Origin of the sequence: Pseudomonas sp. CFBP 13711, from assembly GCF_014842265.1 — a bacterium.
GTDB lineage: Bacteria > Pseudomonadota > Gammaproteobacteria > Pseudomonadales > Pseudomonadaceae > Aquipseudomonas.
This window is the reverse complement of record NZ_JACYVI010000019.1, coordinates 30,852-48,232: the sequence shown is the minus strand read 5'-3', so window position 1 is coordinate 48,232 and position 17,381 is coordinate 30,852. Positions and strand designations below refer to the sequence as shown.

14 protein-coding genes are annotated in these 17,381 nt (G+C 60.0%); 8 read left to right on the top strand and 6 right to left on the bottom strand.

Annotation, left to right across the window (positions count from 1 at the left end):
• Nucleotides 1-90 precede the first annotated feature (90 nt).
• Together IFT47_RS25280 and cspD are read right to left on the bottom strand one after the other, a co-directional pair.
• Nucleotides 91-2,316: an NADP-dependent isocitrate dehydrogenase gene (locus IFT47_RS25280; RefSeq protein ID WP_192174836.1), complete on the bottom strand. Its 2,226-nt coding sequence runs from the start codon at nt 2,314-2,316 to the stop codon at nt 91-93.
• Between the two features lie 597 nt (nt 2,317-2,913).
• A complete protein-coding gene (gene cspD / locus IFT47_RS25275; protein ID WP_192174835.1) occupies nt 2,914-3,180 on the bottom strand; it encodes a cold shock domain-containing protein CspD in 267 nt (88 codons plus the stop codon).
• A gap of 222 nt (nt 3,181-3,402) precedes the next feature.
• Here cspD and clpS point away from each other — a divergent pair, with 222 nt between their 5' ends.
• Together clpS and clpA are read left to right on the top strand one after the other, a co-directional pair.
• Nucleotides 3,403-3,765, top strand: coding sequence for an ATP-dependent Clp protease adapter ClpS (gene clpS / locus IFT47_RS25270; protein ID WP_122536342.1), 363 nt, complete (start codon nt 3,403-3,405; stop codon nt 3,763-3,765).
• Between the two features lie 29 nt (nt 3,766-3,794).
• Nucleotides 3,795-6,065 carry an ATP-dependent Clp protease ATP-binding subunit ClpA gene (gene clpA / locus IFT47_RS25265; RefSeq protein WP_192174834.1) on the top strand — a complete coding sequence of 757 codons (2,271 nt, stop codon included), beginning with the start codon at nt 3,795-3,797 and terminating at the stop codon, nt 6,063-6,065.
• Between the two features lie 306 nt (nt 6,066-6,371).
• Here the strand turns inward: clpA and infA are convergent, their stop codons facing one another.
• The 3 genes from infA to aat all read right to left on the bottom strand — a co-directional run bounded on the left by infA (nt 6,372) and on the right by aat (nt 8,137).
• Entirely contained in the window at nt 6,372-6,590 is a 219-nt protein-coding gene (gene infA, locus IFT47_RS25260) for a translation initiation factor IF-1 (RefSeq protein ID WP_002553999.1), read from the bottom strand.
• Nucleotides 6,591-6,691: 101 nt separating this feature from the next.
• A complete protein-coding gene (locus tag IFT47_RS25255) occupies nt 6,692-7,399 on the bottom strand; it encodes an arginyltransferase (protein ID WP_192174833.1) in 708 nt (235 codons plus the stop codon).
• 48 nt (nt 7,400-7,447) lie between these two features.
• Nucleotides 7,448-8,137, bottom strand: a complete 690-nt coding sequence (gene aat / locus IFT47_RS25250; protein ID WP_192174832.1) for a leucyl/phenylalanyl-tRNA--protein transferase — start codon at nt 8,135-8,137, stop codon at nt 7,448-7,450.
• A 486-nt stretch (nt 8,138-8,623) separates the two neighbouring features.
• On the opposite strand from aat, the gene IFT47_RS25245 reads away from it, so the two are divergent.
• From IFT47_RS25245 to cysG, 6 genes are all read left to right on the top strand, one after another.
• Nucleotides 8,624-11,038, top strand: a complete 2,415-nt coding sequence (locus IFT47_RS25245) for a DNA translocase FtsK (protein ID WP_192174831.1) — start codon at nt 8,624-8,626, stop codon at nt 11,036-11,038.
• A 76-nt stretch (nt 11,039-11,114) separates the two neighbouring features.
• Nucleotides 11,115-11,738, top strand: a complete 624-nt coding sequence (gene lolA, locus IFT47_RS25240) for an outer membrane lipoprotein chaperone LolA (RefSeq protein ID WP_192174830.1) — start codon at nt 11,115-11,117, stop codon at nt 11,736-11,738.
• A gap of 18 nt (nt 11,739-11,756) precedes the next feature.
• On the top strand, nt 11,757-13,079 hold the full coding sequence (locus IFT47_RS25235) for a replication-associated recombination protein A (protein ID WP_192174829.1): 1,323 nt from the start codon (nt 11,757-11,759) through the stop codon (nt 13,077-13,079).
• Complete coding sequence (gene crcB / locus IFT47_RS25230) at nt 13,079-13,453, top strand: fluoride efflux transporter CrcB (protein ID WP_065989163.1); 375 nt, start codon at nt 13,079-13,081, stop codon at nt 13,451-13,453. Before IFT47_RS25235 ends, crcB begins: the two co-directional genes overlap by 1 nt.
• Nucleotides 13,454-13,469: 16 nt before the next feature.
• Entirely contained in the window at nt 13,470-14,750 is a 1,281-nt protein-coding gene (gene serS / locus IFT47_RS25225; RefSeq protein ID WP_192174828.1) for a serine--tRNA ligase, read from the top strand.
• Complete coding sequence (gene cysG, locus IFT47_RS25220; RefSeq protein WP_192174827.1) at nt 14,751-16,145, top strand: siroheme synthase CysG; 1,395 nt, start codon at nt 14,751-14,753, stop codon at nt 16,143-16,145. It abuts the gene before it with no gap.
• 183 nt (nt 16,146-16,328) lie between these two features.
• Here cysG and IFT47_RS25215 read toward each other — a convergent pair whose 3' ends face one another.
• Nucleotides 16,329-17,330, bottom strand: a complete 1,002-nt coding sequence (locus tag IFT47_RS25215; protein ID WP_192174826.1) for a glutathione S-transferase family protein — start codon at nt 17,328-17,330, stop codon at nt 16,329-16,331.
• Nucleotides 17,331-17,381 lie beyond the last annotated feature (51 nt).

Sequence of the window (17,381 nt, the reverse complement as noted above, 5' to 3'; positions counted from 1 at the left end):
TGCCGGCCTCAGTGACCCGCAAAAAAAGAAACCCGGCGCGAGGCCGGGTTTCTTTTTGCATCCTTGCAGTACTGCGTAGCGCTTACCGCCTTACTTCAACGCATTGATCGCGTCGTTCAGGGTCTTGCTTGGGCGCATCGCGTTGCTGGCCAGTTCCGGGGTAGGGAAGTAGTAGCCGCCGATGTCCAGTGGCTTGCCCTGCACGCTGTTCAGTTCGGCGACGATGGTCGCTTCGTTGTCAGCCAGGGTTTTTGCAAGCTCGGTGAACTTGGCTTGCAGCGCCGTATCGTCGGTCTGTGCCGCCAGAGCCTGAGCCCAGTAGGTGGCCAGGTAGAAGTGGCTGCCACGGTTGTCGATACCGCCGACCTTGCGCGATGGCGACTTGTTGTTGTCCAGGAACTGACCGGTGGCCTTGTCCAGAGCAGTAGCAAGTACCAGCGCTTTCGGGTTGTCGTAGACGTTGCCCAAGTGCTCGAGGGAAGCAGCCAGTGCCAGGAATTCGCCCAGGGAATCCCAGCGCAGGAAGTTCTCTTCGTTCAGCTGTTGAACGTGCTTCGGCGCCGAACCACCTGCGCCGGTTTCGAACAGACCACCGCCACTCATCAGCGGCACAATGGACAGCATCTTGGCGCTGGTGCCCAGCTCCATGATCGGGAACAGGTCGGTCAGGTAGTCGCGCAGCACGTTACCGGTCACCGAAATGGTGTCCTTGCCCGCGCGGATACGCTCCAGGGAAACCTTCATCGCGTCGACCGGCGACTGGATGCTGATGTCCAGGCCTGCCGTGTCGTGATCCTTCAGGTAGTGCTCGACCTTCTTGATCATCGCCGCATCGTGGGCGCGCTCAGGGTCCAGCCAGAAAATGGCCGGGGTGTTGCTCAGGCGCGAACGGTTGACGGCCAGTTTGACCCAGTCCTGAATCGGCGCGTCCTTGGTCTGGCACATGCGCCAGATGTCGCCGGCTTCAACGTTCTGCTCCATCAAAACCTGACCTTTGTCGTCGGTCACGCGGACCACGCCATCGGTTTCGATCTGGAAGGTTTTGTTGTGAGAGCCGTACTCTTCGGCTTTCTGCGCCATCAGGCCAACGTTTGGCACGCTGCCCATGGTGGTCGGGTCGAAGGCGCCGTGTTGCTTGCAGTCTTCGATCACGGCTTGATAGATGGTTGCGTAGCAGCGATCCGGGATCACGGCCTTGGTGTCCTGCAGGACACCGTCGTTGTTCCACATCTTGCCGGAATCACGAATCATCGCCGGCATCGAGGCGTCGACGATGACGTCGCTCGGCACGTGCAGGTTGGTGATGCCTTTGTCGGAGTTGACCATCGCCAGGGCAGGGCGGGTCGCATAGACGGCTTTGACGTCCGCTTCGATCTGCGCTTGCTGGTCGGCGGGCAGGTCTTTGATGCGGGCGTACAGGTCGCCGATGCCGTTGTGCAGGTTGAAGCCGATTTCTTTCAGGACCTCAGCGTGCTTGCTCAGCGCTTCCTGATAGTACTCGGCGACGAACTCGCCAAACATGATTGGGTCCGAGACCTTCATCATGGTGGCTTTCAAATGCACGGAAAACAGCACGCCGAGCTTCTTGGCGTCTTCGATTTCACGGGCCACGAAAGCGCGCAGGGCTTTCTTGCTCATGACCGCGCAGTCGATGATCTCGCCCGCAAGTACCGACGTCTTGTCCTTCAGCACGGTGGTGCTGCCATCTTTGCCGATCAGCTCGATCTTCACGGCGCCAGCGGCTTCGATCAGCGAGGATTTTTCGCTGCCGTAGAAGTCGCCGTTGTCCATGTGCGCCACGTGGGACTTGGAGTCCGCAGACCAGGCGCCCATTTTGTGCGGGTGCTTGCGCGCGTAGTTCTTGACGGAGAGCGGCGCCCGGCGATCAGAGTTACCTTCACGCAGCACCGGGTTCACGGCACTGCCTTTCACTTTGTCGTAGCCAGCCTGGGCAACCTTGTCGGCTTCGGTGACGACTTCATCCGGATAGTTCGGGATGTCGTAGCCCTTGGCTTGCAGTTCCTTGATCGCGGCCTTCAGTTGTGGAACCGAAGCGCTGATGTTCGGCAGCTTGATGATGTTGGCTTCCGGCGTGGTCGCCAGTTGGCCCAGCTCTGCCAGATCGTCGGACACCTTCTTGTCACCCAGGCGCTCGGGAAAGCTGGCGAGGATGCGGGCTGCAAGCGAGATGTCGCGGGTTTCAACGGCGATGTCAGCGGAGGCGGTGAACGCTTCGATGATAGGCAGCAGTGAGTAGGTGGCGAGGGCTGGCGCTTCGTCAGTGAAGGTGTAGATGATCTTCGAGCGGTTGGACATATTCGGGATAACTCTCTTCTTTGCTGAGCGTACACAAAATTTCGAGATGCGCAGGGTAGGCACTTTCGCCCAAAGTATCGATGAGCCGAAAGTCGAGAATTTCGTCGCGTGATAGGGGGTGCATCAGTCGAGCGTCAAACGGTCGGACCCGGGTAGCGGTCCGGCCTGTCGAGGGCTGAAAGCCTGGGTTCAGGTGGTTCGGCCCCCAATGACCCAACGGTCACCGGCGCTGAGTATATCACTGCACCCGGCCATTACTACGGTACTCGTGTGACGGCTTTGCGGTGCCCGGGACGATTGCGCAGGTCTCGGGATGCGTGAGGATTCCCCGGGAAAACCGTGCAGCCCTTGCGCCACGGGGCCTGCGGCAACCTGTCGCAGTTAGCGGGTGTGAATCCGTCCCGACGCGTAACGAGGCGGATTTCGACTAAAGGAGCACCTGGGCCACAGTTGCGTTGGCTCGCTTCCCTATATAGATGCACGATAGATGCGCGCAACGGGGCAGCGAAGGCACAAAAAAAGCCGGCCAACCCTGATGGATTGACCGGCTTATCGAATCTCGCGCTTGAACGGTCCGGCTCAGGCGTGATTGTTGCGCTATGCCCGCTGTTCCTCGGGTTGCCTCTCGTGATGAGGGACGGCCTGATGGTTATCAGCGGAGATCTTCGCGCTGATTTTAATGGCGTGAAGACCTTTCGGTCCCTGGATGATTTCGAAATTTACCGGCTGTCCGGCCTTCAGGGTTTTATAGCCATCCATACTGATCGCCGAGTAGTGTGCAAACAGGTCCTCGGACTTGCCATCTTCGACGATGAAGCCATACCCCTTGGCGTTGTTAAACCACTTGACCTTACCGCTTAGCATAGTCACATCCCTCTGCAAAGGACTCCGATGGGAGTATCATCACCTCTCATCCGCCGGACCTAAAAAATTTTGGTTGACTGCGCGGACCCTTTTTACCCAATGTGGGTTCTATTGTTTGTAACACCGATTGGCCGATAGTCAAGGTCAAGCGGCGGTCCAGTTGAAAACCGGTATCACCGCCACCACTTATTTCAATCACGTCCTCTGTGAACCTTCTTTACCATGCATGCAATCAGCAAGATTCGACTAACATTCAATCAGGATGACCCGCATCCCCATGAGGACGATGCGTCGGGCACCGCTGTACAGGAAGCCAAGCCGATATTGCAGGTGCCGCCTATGTACAAGGTGGTTTTGTTCAACGATGACTACACCCCGATGGATTTCGTTGTCGAAGTGCTCGAGGTGTTTTTCAACCTGAATCGTGAGCTGGCGACCAAGGTCATGCTGGCCGTCCATACAGAGGGACGGGCCGTTTGCGGATTGTTTACCCGCGACATCGCCGAGACCAAGGCTATGCAGGTCAACCAGTACGCCAGGGAAAGCCAGCATCCGCTACTCTGTGAAATCGAGAAGGACGGTTAACGCCGGACACTTGGGTATGAGGTGAAGCTATGTTAAACCGTGAGCTCGAAGTCACCCTCAATCTGGCTTTCAAGGAGGCCCGCTCTAAACGTCATGAGTTCATGACCGTCGAGCACCTCCTGCTGGCCCTATTGGACAATGAGGCTGCCGCCACCGTACTGCGTGCCTGCGGCGCAAACCTCGACAAACTCAAACACGACCTCCAGGAGTTCATCGACTCCACCACGCCGCTGATCCCCGTGCATGACGAGGATCGCGAGACCCAACCTACACTCGGCTTCCAACGCGTTCTTCAGCGTGCGGTTTTCCATGTGCAGAGCTCCGGCAAGCGAGAAGTCACTGGCGCAAACGTGCTGGTGGCGATCTTCAGCGAGCAGGAAAGCCAGGCAGTGTTCCTGCTCAAGCAGCAGAGCGTTGCCCGTATCGATGTCGTCAATTATATCGCCCACGGTATTTCCAAAGTGCCGGGGCATGGCGATCAATCTGAAGGTGAGCAAGATATGCAGGATGACGAGGGCGGTGAGTCTTCTTCCTCAGGCAATCCTCTGGATGCCTATGCGAGCAACCTGAATGAGCTGGCCCGTCAAGGCCGCATCGATCCGCTGGTAGGGCGCGAGATGGAAGTCGAGCGCGTCGCTCAGATTCTCGCGCGGCGCCGCAAGAACAACCCGCTGCTGGTGGGCGAGGCCGGGGTGGGTAAAACCGCCATTGCCGAAGGCCTGGCCAAACGCATCGTCGACAATCAGGTGCCCGATCTGCTGGCCAACAGCGTCGTGTACTCCCTCGACCTGGGCGCACTGCTGGCCGGTACCAAATACCGTGGCGATTTCGAGAAGCGCTTCAAGGCGCTGCTCGGCGAGTTGAAGAAGCGTCCGCATGCGATCCTGTTCATCGACGAAATCCACACCATCATCGGTGCCGGCGCTGCCTCCGGTGGCGTGATGGATGCGTCCAACCTGCTCAAGCCGTTGCTGTCGTCGGGTGATATCCGTTGCATCGGTTCGACCACGTTTCAGGAATTCCGCGGCATCTTCGAAAAAGACCGTGCGCTGGCCCGTCGTTTCCAGAAGGTCGACGTCTCGGAGCCGTCTGTCGAAGACACTATCGGCATTCTGCGCGGTCTGAAGGGCCGTTTCGAACAGCATCACAATATCGAATACAGCGACGAAGCCCTGCGTGCCGCTGCCGAACTGGCATCGCGCTACATCAATGACCGTCACATGCCCGACAAGGCCATTGACGTGATTGACGAGGCGGGCGCCTATCAGCGGCTGCAACCGGTGGAAATGCGCGTCAAGCGCATTGAAGTGCCGCAGGTTGAAGACATCGTCGCGAAGATCGCGCGGATTCCGCCGAAGCACGTCAACAGCTCCGACAAGGAGTTGCTGCGTAACCTGGAGCGCGACCTGAAGCTGACCGTGTTTGGTCAAGACGCAGCCATCGACTCGCTGTCCACCGCGATCAAGTTGTCCCGTGCAGGCCTCAAGTCCCCGGACAAGCCTGTCGGTTCGTTCCTGTTCGCAGGTCCGACCGGTGTCGGCAAGACCGAGGCAGCGCGTCAGCTGGCCAAGGCTCTGGGTATCGAGCTGGTGCGTTTCGACATGTCCGAGTACATGGAGCGTCACACCGTATCGCGTCTGATCGGTGCGCCGCCGGGCTATGTCGGTTTTGATCAGGGCGGTCTGCTGACCGAAGCCGTCACCAAACAGCCGCATTGCGTGCTGCTGCTCGATGAAATCGAGAAGGCGCACACTGAAGTCTTTAACCTGCTGCTGCAGGTGATGGACCACGGGACGCTCACCGACAACAACGGGCGCAAGGCGGACTTCCGCAATGTGATCGTGATCATGACCACCAACGCCGGTGCTGAAACGGCCGCGCGCGCTTCGATCGGTTTCACCCATCAGGATCACTCCTCTGATGCGATGGAAGTGATCAAGAAGAGCTTTACGCCGGAATTCCGCAACCGTCTGGATACCATCATTCAATTCGGTCGCCTCAGCCATGAGGTTATCAAGAACGTGGTGGACAAGTTCCTCACCGAGCTTCAGGCGCAATTGGAAGACAAGCGCGTATTGCTGGAGGTGACCGACGCGGTGAGGGATTATCTGGCCGAGGAGGGTTACGACGCAGCGATGGGTGCACGCCCGATGGCACGTCTGATCCAGGACAAGATCAAGCGTCCGCTGGCCGAGGAGATTCTGTTCGGCGAGTTGTCCGAGCATGGCGGTGTGGTACACATCGACATCAAGGACGGCGAGATCTCGTTCGATTACGAAACCACGGCTGAACTGGCCTGACGCTTCGGTTGATGCAACAAACCTGAAAGGCGCCGATTGGCGCCTTTTTTGTGTCTGGCTGGTTTGTGGGGTTTGGTTTGGGTTGGCTTGAGAATGTTACTTTGAAGCCCTTCGGGCCTTTTTGCGAGCAAGGTGGAGCGCCACCCCGGTCGCTCCCACATCTTTTGCAACGTGCCGCGTTCTGACGGACCGAGTGCTCTGCCTTTTTTGCAACGTGCCGCGGTCTGTGGGATCGAGTGATGCCGCCTCTATATTCCGCGCACACAAAAACGCCCGGCATGGGCCGGGCGTTTTTGTTAAGACCTGTTAGCGGGCGCGGTAAGTGATGCGCCCTTTGCTCAAGTCGTAGGGCGTCAGCTCAACGCGGACCTTGTCGCCGGTAAGAATGCGGATGTAGTTCTTGCGCATCTTGCCGGAGATGTGCGCGGTTACGACGTGCCCATTTTCCAACTCCACACGGAACATGGTGTTGGGCAGGGTGTCGACGACAGTGCCTTCCATTTCGAAGCTGTCTTCTTTCGACATGCAGTAAAGCCCTCGGTATCCAATGAATGGCCCGGTGCAAACGGCAGCCAGGCAAAAGCGGGCTGCATTGTGCCCGAAAATTGAGGTTTAAGCCAAGGGCTTCAGTAAAGAGTGACCCATCTTTGGTTGGTGAGCAGCTCGATGGGGCGATATTGGGTCTTGTAATTCATCTTTTTGCAGTTCTTTATCCAGTAGCCGAGGTACACGGCATGCAATTGCATGCGTGCGGCTTCGGCGATCTGCCAGAGAATCGCGTAACGCCCCAGGCTGCGGCGCTCTTCGGCGGGTTCGTAGAACGTGTAAACGGCCGAAAGCCCGTTGGGCAGCAGGTCAGTGACGGCCACGGCGAGTAGCCGGCCTTCCAGGCGAAATTCGTAAAACCGCGAGAACGGCAGGTCCCGTACCAGGAACGTGGAAAACTGGTCGCGACTTGGTGGGAACATATCGCCGTCCGCATGGCGCTGCTCGATGTAGCGCTGATACAGATCGAAGTACTCCTCACTGAAATGCGGCTTGGTGCTCGTCACTTCGAGGTCGGCGTTCCTTCTGAAAATACGTTTCTGCTGACGATCAGGCACGAACAGCCCGACCGGAATGCGCGCGGGCACGCAGGCGCTGCAGTTCTGGCAGTGCGGACGGTACAAATGATCGCCACTGCGGCGAAACCCCATGTCCGAGAGATCGGCATAGACCTGGACGTCCATCGGCTGGCTGGGGTCGAGGAACAGCGTGGTGGCTTGTTCCTCGGGCAGGTAGCTACAGGAGTGGGGTTGAGTGGCATAGAACTTCAGCCGCGCCAGCTCGGTCATGATCAACCCTCGAGAAAAACCTTGAGTTAAGAGTGTATGCCAGCCGACTCAAACTCGCCTAGGCAGCCAGTCGGCGCAAGTGCTCTTATCCAGATGTTCGCGCAGACAGTCGGCGAAGATCTGCCGTGGAATCGACCGAGCGCCAAGGCTTAGCAGGTGCTCGGTCGGCATCTGGCAATCGATCAGGACAAATCCCCACGTTTGCAAATGTTCGACCAGCGTCGCAAAGCCGACCTTTGAAGCGTTGTCGGCGCGGCTGAACATGGATTCGCCAAAGAACAACTGGCCCATGGCCAATCCATACAAGCCGCCCACCAAGGCGTCGCCGTCCCAGACCTCAACGCTATGGGCGAACCCACGCGCGTGCAGCTCGATGTAGGCCGCCTGCATGGAGTCGGTTATCCACGTGCCGTCTGCGTAGGCCCGAGGTTCGGCGCACGCTTGAATGACCGCCGGGAAGTCCTGATCGAACGTGACCCGATAACGCCCCTGGCGCAGCAACTTGCCCAGACTGCGCGACACATGCAGTTCATCCGGAAACAGCACGGTACGCGGGTCCGGCGACCACCACAGAATCGGCTGGCCCTGCTGATACCAGGGAAAACAGCCATGGCGGTACGCGGCGATCAGGCGATCGGCAGACAAATCGCCGCCGCCGGCCAGCAGTCCGTTGGGCTCGCGCATGGCTTTTTCCAGCGCAGGAAAATCAAGGGTGTCGCGTTGTAACCAGGTCAGCATGGCATCCAGACTTTACGAGAGGGGAGGGGAGTCAGCGCGGGTCGTCATTGCGAATTGCAACTCCGTGCTGCAAACGGGGTCACAAGCCGCCTGATCGAACCGGGATGTCGGACCGCTTGATTTCTTCATTCCAGCATGGCCTTTTGACAGTTCAAGGAACCAGTAGCTACGCGTCATAAGCCTTTGTCGGCAAAGAAAATGCGTGCCGCAATTGTCTGCAGCCGTCGAAGCTTGAAGATCGGCAAGCTCCGCGCCAGACTAACGTAGCGCGCGGCGCGCAAATCCGTACAATGCCGATGTTGTTTAACCTCATTTCAAGTCACCTGTCGAGCGTGCGTTATCGCAGTCGTGTTTTCCCCGGTGGTCATGCTGACCGTCGGACCGATATTCAGGCCGATGTTCGGGAAAGGCACTGCCATTTCGTCAAGGCAGTCGTACACAGTCAATCATCAGATGTTCGCGCTTGCGCGCAGGAATTGAAGCGTTTTGAAGAAATCCACCATAGCACCCACCCCCGTTCCGCTCTGGCGGCAGCACCTGCACTACCGGCTCAAGGAAGGTGCACTGATCGCGTTCGGCGCGCTGTGTCTGTATCTGATCATGGCGCTACTGACCTACGATCAGGGCGATCCAGGCTGGAGCCACACGAGCAGCTCAAGCAATTCTGCCCAGGTTCAGAACGCCGCAGGCTTCGCCGGTGCGTACTCTGCCGACATCCTGTTCATGATCCTCGGCTACTTCGCCTACATCTTCCCGCTGTTGTTGGGGATCAAGGCCTATCAGGTTTTCCGCCATCGCCATGAGCCGTGGCAGTGGAGCGGCTGGCTGTTTTCCTGGCGCATGATCGGTCTGGTGTTTCTGGTACTCGCCGGCGCTTCGCTGGCGCACTTGCACTTTCATTCGGCATCGGGCCTGCCGGGTTCTGCCGGTGGCGTGCTGGGCGAAGTGCTGGGCGATCTGGCCAAGCGCGCGCTGAATGTTCAGGGCAGCACATTGCTGTTCATCGCCTTGTTTTTGTTCGGTCTGACCGTGTTCACCGATCTGTCCTGGTTCAAGGTCATGGACAACACCGGCAAGATCACCCTGGACCTGATCGAATTGTTCACGGGCTCGCTCAACCGCTGGTGGACCGCGCGCAACGAGCGCAAGCAGATGGTGGCTCAGCTGCGTGAAGTCGACATGCGTGTCGACGAAGTAGTTGCTCCGGTTGCCCCGGATCGACGGGAGCAAGCCAAAGCCAAGGAGCGCCTGATCGAGCGCGAACAGGCGTTGACCGAGCACATGGCCGCCCGCGAGAAGCACGTGCCCGCCGTCATTGCGCCGGCACCTCCACGGGCACCGGAGCCGAGCAAGCGCGTACAGAAAGAGAAACAGGCGCCGTTGTTCGTCGACAGCGCCGTAGAAGGCACCTTGCCGCCGATCTCGATCCTCGACCCGGCAGAGAAAAAGCAGCTCAACTATTCGCCTGAATCCCTGGCAGCGGTGGGTCATCTGCTGGAGATCAAGCTCAAGGAATTCGGCGTCGAAGTCACCGTGGACTCGATTCACCCCGGCCCGGTGATTACCCGTTACGAAATCCAGCCGGCTGCCGGCGTGAAAGTCAGCCGTATCTCGAACCTGGCGAAAGACCTGGCGCGCTCCCTGGCAGTGACCAGCGTCCGTGTGGTCGAGGTCATTCCCGGCAAGACCACCGTCGGTATCGAAATCCCCAACGAAGATCGTCAGATCGTGCGTTTCTCCGAGGTCCTGTCGACGCCGGAATACGACGACGCGAAATCACCGGTCACCCTGGCGCTGGGTCACGACATCGGCGGCAAGCCGGTCATTACCGACCTCGCCAAGATGCCGCACCTGCTGGTCGCCGGTACCACCGGTTCCGGTAAGTCGGTGGGCGTGAACGCGATGATCCTGTCGATCCTGTTCAAGTCCGGGCCGGAAGACGCCAAGCTGATCATGATCGACCCGAAAATGCTCGAGCTGTCGATCTACGAAGGCATCCCGCATTTGCTGTGCCCGGTGGTGACCGACATGAAAGACGCCGCCAACGCCCTGCGCTGGTCGGTGGCTGAAATGGAACGCCGCTACAAACTGATGGCCAAGATGGGCGTGCGTAACCTGTCGGGCTTCAACCAGAAAGTGCGCGAAGCGGAGGAGGCTGGCACGCCGCTGTCCGACCCGCTGTACCACCGCGAAAGCATTCACGACGAAGCGCCGCTGCTGACCAAGCTGCCGACCATCGTTGTGGTGGTGGACGAGTTCGCCGACATGATGATGATCGTCGGCAAGAAGGTCGAAGAACTCATCGCCCGTATCGCGCAGAAGGCCCGTGCGGCAGGCATCCACTTGATCCTCGCGACCCAGCGTCCGTCGGTGGACGTGATCACCGGCCTGATCAAGGCGAACATCCCGACGCGCATGGCGTTTCAGGTATCGAGCAAGATCGATTCCCGGACCATCATCGATCAGGGCGGCGCTGAACAACTGCTCGGGCACGGCGACATGCTCTACATGCCGCCAGGCACCAGCCTGCCGATTCGTGTGCACGGCGCGTTTGTGTCGGACGAGGAGGTTCACCGCGTGGTCGAGGCGTGGAAGCTGCGCGGCACGCCGAACTACAACGATGACATCCTGGCCGGCGTCGAAGAGCCGGGCAGCGGCATCGACGGTGGCGGTGGCGGCGGTGATGGCGAAGACAGCGAAAGCGATGCGCTGTACGACGAAGCCGTGAAGTTCGTGCTGGAAAGCCGTCGTGCGTCGATCTCTGCGGTGCAGCGCAAGCTGAAGATTGGCTACAACCGCGCCGCGCGGATGATCGAAACCATGGAAAACGCGGGCGTCGTGACGCCGATGAACACCAACGGCTCGCGCGAAGTGATTGCGCCAGCCCCTGTGCGTGACTGACACTTCCCGGTCATGCGTTACCGGGCGTCGCCACCGCGGCGGCGCCCGGCTTCAACCACACTCAAAGAGGAATCCCATGCGTCTTATCCGCATGCTGTTGGTATCTGCACTGGCTTTTTCCGCTGTCTCGGCCCACGCCGACAGCAAGGACGTGGCGCGCCTGACCCAACTGCTGGAAAACTCGAAAACCTTGAGCGGGCGTTTCTCCCAGCTCACCCTCGACGGTGGCGGCACCCAGTTGCAGGAAACCGCCGGCGAGATGACCTTGCAGCGCCCGGGCCTGTTCTACTGGCACACCGACCCGCCGCAGGAGCAAACGATGGTCTCCGACGGCAAGAAGGTTTCCCTGTGGGACCCTGACCTGGAGCAGGTCACCATCAAGACCCTCGACCAGCGTCTGACCCAGACCCCAGCACTGCTGCTGTCCGGCGATGTATCAAAAATCAGCGAAAGCTTCGACATCACTGCCAAGGAAGCGGGTGGCGTGATCGACTTCGTGCTCAAGCCTAAATCCAAGGACACGCTGTTCGACAGCCTGCGCCTGTCGTTCCGCAACGGCATGATCAACGACATGCAACTGATCGACAGCGTCGGCCAGCGCACCAATATCCTGTTCACCGGCGTCAAGGCCAACGAGCCTGTCGCGGCGAGCAAATTCAAGTTCCAGATCCCGAAAGGCGCTGACGTCATTCAGGAATAAAAGGGGTTCGCCTGTTTCATGGACCTGTTCAGCACTGAACCGATCGCGCAACCGTTGGCCGCCCGCCTGCGAGCGACCAATCTGGACGAGTACGTCGGCCAGCAGCACCTGCTCGCCCACGGCAAGCCACTGCGTGAAGCGCTGGAGCAGGGCGCGCTGCATTCAATGATTTTCTGGGGACCGCCCGGCGTGGGCAAAACCACGCTGGCGCGGTTGCTGGCGAAAGTCTCCGACGCGCATTTTGAAACGGTGTCGGCGGTGCTGGCGGGGGTCAAAGAGATCCGGCAGGCCGTAGAGATCGCCAAGCAGCAGGCGGGTCAGTACGGCCGCCGGACCATTCTGTTCGTCGACGAAGTGCACCGCTTCAACAAATCGCAGCAGGATGCGTTTCTGCCCTACGTGGAAGACGGCACGCTGATCTTCATCGGCGCCACCACTGAAAACCCGTCATTCGAACTGAACAACGCGCTGCTCTCACGCGCCCGGGTCTATGTGCTCAAGAGCCTGGACGAAGGGGCGCTACGTCAGTTGGTCAACCGCGCGCTGACCGAAGAGCGCGGGTTGGGCAATCGGCATCTGACGCTGGGCGACGAGGCGTTCACGACGCTTCTGGCCGCAGCGGATGGCGACGGTCGGCGGATGCTCAATCTGCTGGAAAATGCGTCTGATCTGGCGGAAGACGGCAGCGAAATCGATCCCGAATTGCTGCAAAGCCTGCTCGGTGACAGCCGTCGCCGTTTCGACAAGGGCGGCGAAGCGTTCTACGACCAGATTTCCGCGCTGCACAAATCCATTCGCGGCTCCAACCCCGATGCCGCGTTGTACTGGTTCGCGCGGATGATCGACGGCGGCTGTGATCCGCTGTATCTGGCGCGGCGCGTGGTGCGCATGGCCAGCGAAGACATCGGTAACGCCGATCCGCGCGCCTTGCCGCTGTGCATGTCGGCGTGGGATGTGCAGGAACGCCTCGGCAGTCCGGAAGGCGAACTGGCCGTGGCCCAGGCCATTGTGTATCTGGCCTGTGCGCCGAAGAGCAACGCCGTGTACATGGGTTTCAAGATGGCCATGCGCGAAGCCACCGAGCACGGTTCGCTGGAAGTGCCGTTGCACCTGCGCAACGCGCCGACCAAGCTGATGAAACAGCTCGGCTACGGCGAAGAATACCGCTACGCCCATGATGAACCGGACGCTTACGCGGCGGGTGAAGACTACTTCCCCGACGAACTCGAACCGCGTCAGTATTACCAGCCTGTCCCCCGCGGCCTTGAGCTGAAGATCGGCGAAAAGCTCAAACACCTGTCGGCGCTCGATCGCGCCAGCCCACGTCAGAGGAGAAAATAGTGATTCAGTTGATTCTTGCCGTGTCCGCCGGTGGCGTGGCTGGTACATTACTGCGTTTCGCGACGGCTAACGTGGTCGCTGCGAACTGGCCGCGCTATTTCTACACAGCAACGCTCGCCGTGAATCTGGTGGGCTGCCTGCTGATCGGTTTGCTCTACGGGCTGTTTCTGATTCGCCCGGAAGTCCCGATCGAGTTGCGCGCCGGTTTGATGGTGGGATTCCTCGGTGGTTTGACGACGTTTTCGTCTTTCTCACTGGACACGATTCGCCTGCTTGAAAGCGGCCAGGCTCCTCTGGCCATTGGTTACGCCCTCATCAGCGTACTGGGCGGGCTGCTCGCAACATGGGCCGGCCTGTCTTTGACCCGAATTTAATATACGAGAGACCGATATGCTCGACTCCAAACTGCTGCGTACTCAACTTCAGGACGTAGCGGATCGCCTGGCTTCCCGTGGCTACACACTGGACGTGGGCCGCATCGAAGCGCTGGAAGCCCAGCGCAAGACGGTGCAGACCCGCACCGAACAGCTTCAGGCCGAGCGTAACGCCCGTTCCAAATCCATCGGCCAGGCCAAGCAGCGCGGCGAAGACATCGCGCCGCTGATGGCCGACATTGATCGCATGGCCGAAGAGCTGAGCACCGGCAAGAAAGAGCTGGACGCCATTCAGTCCGAGCTCGACGCCATGGCCCTGAGCATGCCGAACCTGCCCCACGAATCGGTGCCGGTGGGCGCTGATGAAGAAGAGAACGTCCAAGTGCGCACATGGGGCACGCCGGCGTCGTTCGATTTCGCGGTTCAGGACCACGTTGCCCTGGGCGAGAAGTTCGGCTGGCTGGATTTCGAAACCGCCGCCAAGCTGTCCGGCGCCCGTTTCGCGTTGTTGCGGGGCCCTATTGCGCGCCTGCACCGTGCGCTGGCGCAATTCATGATCACGCTGCACATCAACGAGCATGGTTACGAAGAGACCTACACGCCGTATCTGGTCCAGGCGCCTGCGTTGCAGGGCACCGGCCAGCTGCCGAAATTCGAAGAAGACCTGTTCAAGATCTCCCGCGAAGGCGAGGCCGATCTGTACCTGATCCCGACCGCCGAAGTGTCGCTGACCAACATCGTCTCCGGGGAAATCATCGACGCCAAGCAGTTGCCGTTGAAATTCGTCGCCCACACCCCTTGCTTCCGCAGCGAAGCCGGCGCGTCGGGCCGTGATACCCGCGGCATGATCCGTCAGCACCAGTTCGACAAGGTTGAGATGGTGCAGATCGTCGAGCCGGAAAAATCCATGGAAGCACTGGAAAGCCTGACCGGTCACGCAGAGCGCGTTCTGCAACTGCTCGAATTGCCGTATCGCGTACTGGCGCTGTGCACCGGCGACATGGGTTTCAGCGCAGTGAAAACCTACGACCTGGAAGTGTGGATTCCGAGTCAGGACAAATACCGTGAAATCTCGTCGTGCTCCAACTGCGGCGATTTCCAGGCGCGTCGCATGCAGGCGCGCTGGCGCAACCCGGAAACCGGCAAGCCGGAACTGGTTCACACGCTGAACGGTTCGGGTCTCGCGGTGGGTCGTACGCTGGTGGCGGTGCTGGAAAACTACCAGCAGGCCGACGGCTCGATCCGCGTGCCGGACGTCCTCAAGCCCTGGATGGGCGGCATCGAGGTGATCGGCTAAATGGAATTTCTGCCGCTGTTCCATAACCTTCGGGGCGCTCGGGTGCTGGTGGTGGGCGGCGGCGAGATTGCCTTGCGCAAGTCTCGCCTGCTGGCTGATTCCGGGGCGGTGCTGCGCGTGGTTGCCCCCGAGATCGGAGCGGAGGTGCGCGAGCTGATCGAGCGCAGCGGCGGCGAAGAGATTCTGCGCGGCTACACCGAGTCGGACCTCAATGGTTGCGTGCTCATCATTGCCGCCACCGACGATGAGCCACTCAATGCGCAAGTGTCAGCCGATGCCCGCCAGCGCGGTGTGCCGGTTAACGTGGTGGATGCGCCTGCGCTGTGCAGCGTGATCTTCCCGGCCATCGTCGATCGGTCGCCGCTGGTGATTGCGGTGTCCAGCGGTGGCGATGCGCCGGTGCTGGCACGGCTGATCCGCGCCAAGCTCGAAACCTGGATTCCACCGACTTACGGGCATCTGGCCGGTCTGGCCGCGCGCTTTCGCCATCAGGTGAAAGGGCTGTTTCCCAACGTTCAGCAGCGTCGGGCGTTCTGGGAGGATGTATTTCAGGGACCCATTGCTGACCGGCAACTGGCCGGGCAGGGCGCCGAGGCAGAGCGGCTGTTGCAGGCAAAGATTGACGGCGATGCGCCGGCCACGACCGGCGAGGTGTACCTCGTGGGCGCCGGGCCGGGCGATCCTGATCTGCTGACCTTCCGCGCGCTGCGTTTGATGCAGCAGGCGGATGTCGTTCTGTACGACCGCCTGGTAGCACCGGCGATTCTGGATCTGTGCCGCCGCGACGCTGACCGCGTCTACGTAGGCAAGCAGCGCGCCGATCACGCCTTGCCCCAGGATCAGATCAACCAGCAACTGGTGGATCTGGCCAAGCGGGGCAAACGCGTGGTGCGACTGAAGGGCGGTGATCCGTTCATCTTCGGCCGTGGCGGTGAAGAGATCGAAGAACTGGCGGCCCACGGCATTCCCTTCCAGGTCGTACCTGGCATCACGGCGGCCAGTGGTTGCGCGGCCTATGCCGGCATTCCGCTGACGCACCGCGATCACGCGCAGTCCGTGCGTTTCGTGACCGGTCATCTGAAGAACGGCTCTACCGATCTGCCATGGAAAGACCTGGTCTCACCATCCCAGACCTTGGTGCTCTACATGGGCCTGATCGGGCTGCCGGTCATTTGCGAACAGCTGATCAAGCACGGCCGATCGGCCGAAACCCCTGCGGCGCTGATTCAGCAGGGCACCACAGTCAACCAGCGCGTCTTCACCGGCACGCTGGCCAATCTGCCGCAACTGGTGGCGGAGCATGAGGTTCATGCGCCGACCCTGGTGATTGTGGGCGAAGTGGTGAAGTTGCGGGAAAAACTGGCGTGGTTCGAAGGGGCGCAGGCTAGCGTCTGATCACGACATGCGCCTGCCTGGCTTCGCGAGAGCTACACAATTCTTGTGGGAGTGAGCTTGCTCACGAAGACTGCCTTCCAGCCGCTGAAAATTTTGCGGATGCACTGGCCTATTCGCGAGCAAGCTCGCTCCCACAATGATCATGCACCGAGTGACGGGTTTCAGGTCTTTAACTGAAACCCATCAGTCGTTGTGCAAGATCCCTTTTCCGCTCAAACGCCCGCGATCATGCTCGCCGCTAAAGTCCTGCTGCGGGCCTTTTGGCACGATGCCGGTCGGGTTGATGGTGGCGTGGCTTGCGTAGTAGTGATGCTTGATGTGCACGAAATCCACTGTCTCGGCCACGCCCGGCAGCTGGTACATCTCGCGCACCCAGTTGCTCAGGTTCGGGTAGTCGGCAATGCGCCGCAGGTTGCACTTGAAGTGCCCGTGATACACCGCGTCAAAGCGAATCAGCGTGGTGAACAGGCGCACGTCCGCTTCGGTCAGGTATTCACCCGCCAGGTAGCGTTTCTCGCTGAGCAGGCTTTCCAGCGCATCAAGCTCGGCGAACACTTCGTCGAAGGCCTCTTCGTACGCACGTTGTGACGTGGCGAACCCGGCGCGGTAAACGCCGTTGTTCACGGCCGGATAAATTCGGTCGTTCAGCCGGTCGATCTCGTCGCGCAGCGGCTCCGGATACAGATCCAGGTGATTGCCGGTCAGGTCGTCGAACGCCGAATTGAACATCCGGATGATTTCCGATGATTCATTGCTGACGATGCGATTCAGTTGTTTGTCCCACAGCACCGGCACGGTCACCCGACCGGTGTAATCGGCGGTGTCGGCCAGGTAGCGCTGGTACATGAACGTATGGCCATCCAGCGCGTCGCCGGTAGACCCTTTCTGCTTGTCGAACGTCCAGCCGTTCTCGCGCATCAGCCAACTGACCACGGAGACGTCGATCAGACTTTCCAGGCCCTTGAGCTTACGGACGATCAGCGTCCGATGGGCCCACGGGCAAGCCAGGGAAACGTACAAATGGTAGCGACCGGCTTCCGCCTTGAAGCCGCCTTCACCGGACGGGCCGGGCCGACCATCGCTGGTAACCCAGTTCCGGCGCTTGGCTTGCTCGCGCTGAAAAGCGCCGTCTTTGCTGCTTTCGTACCACTGGTCTTGCCAGCGTCCTTCAACGAGAAGGCCCATGTCTGACTCCAAAGTGAGCTGTACCGAAGTACGTTGGAGATCAGTCTAAAG

What these genes read in the sequence shown, in the direction of transcription:
- IFT47_RS25235 (WP_192174829.1), top strand. Translation starts at nt 11,757, where the DNA reads ATGGACCTGTTCAGCACTGAACCGATCGCGCAACCGTTGGCCGCCCGC.
- IFT47_RS25215 (WP_192174826.1), bottom strand. Translation starts at nt 17,330, where the DNA reads ATGGGCCTTCTCGTTGAAGGACGCTGGCAAGACCAGTGGTACGAAAGC.
- cspD (WP_192174835.1), bottom strand. Translation starts at nt 3,180, where the DNA reads ATGCTAAGCGGTAAGGTCAAGTGGTTTAACAACGCCAAGGGGTATGGC.
- cysG (WP_192174827.1), top strand. Translation starts at nt 14,751, where the DNA reads ATGGAATTTCTGCCGCTGTTCCATAACCTTCGGGGCGCTCGGGTGCTG.
- IFT47_RS25255 (WP_192174833.1), bottom strand. Translation starts at nt 7,399, where the DNA reads ATGACCGAGCTGGCGCGGCTGAAGTTCTATGCCACTCAACCCCACTCC.
- serS (WP_192174828.1), top strand. Translation starts at nt 13,470, where the DNA reads ATGCTCGACTCCAAACTGCTGCGTACTCAACTTCAGGACGTAGCGGAT.
- clpS (WP_122536342.1), top strand. Translation starts at nt 3,403, where the DNA reads ATGCATGCAATCAGCAAGATTCGACTAACATTCAATCAGGATGACCCG.
- lolA (WP_192174830.1), top strand. Translation starts at nt 11,115, where the DNA reads ATGCGTCTTATCCGCATGCTGTTGGTATCTGCACTGGCTTTTTCCGCT.
- clpA (WP_192174834.1), top strand. Translation starts at nt 3,795, where the DNA reads ATGTTAAACCGTGAGCTCGAAGTCACCCTCAATCTGGCTTTCAAGGAG.
- infA (WP_002553999.1), bottom strand. Translation starts at nt 6,590, where the DNA reads ATGTCGAAAGAAGACAGCTTCGAAATGGAAGGCACTGTCGTCGACACC.
- IFT47_RS25280 (WP_192174836.1), bottom strand. Translation starts at nt 2,316, where the DNA reads ATGTCCAACCGCTCGAAGATCATCTACACCTTCACTGACGAAGCGCCA.
- aat (WP_192174832.1), bottom strand. Translation starts at nt 8,137, where the DNA reads ATGCTGACCTGGTTACAACGCGACACCCTTGATTTTCCTGCGCTGGAA.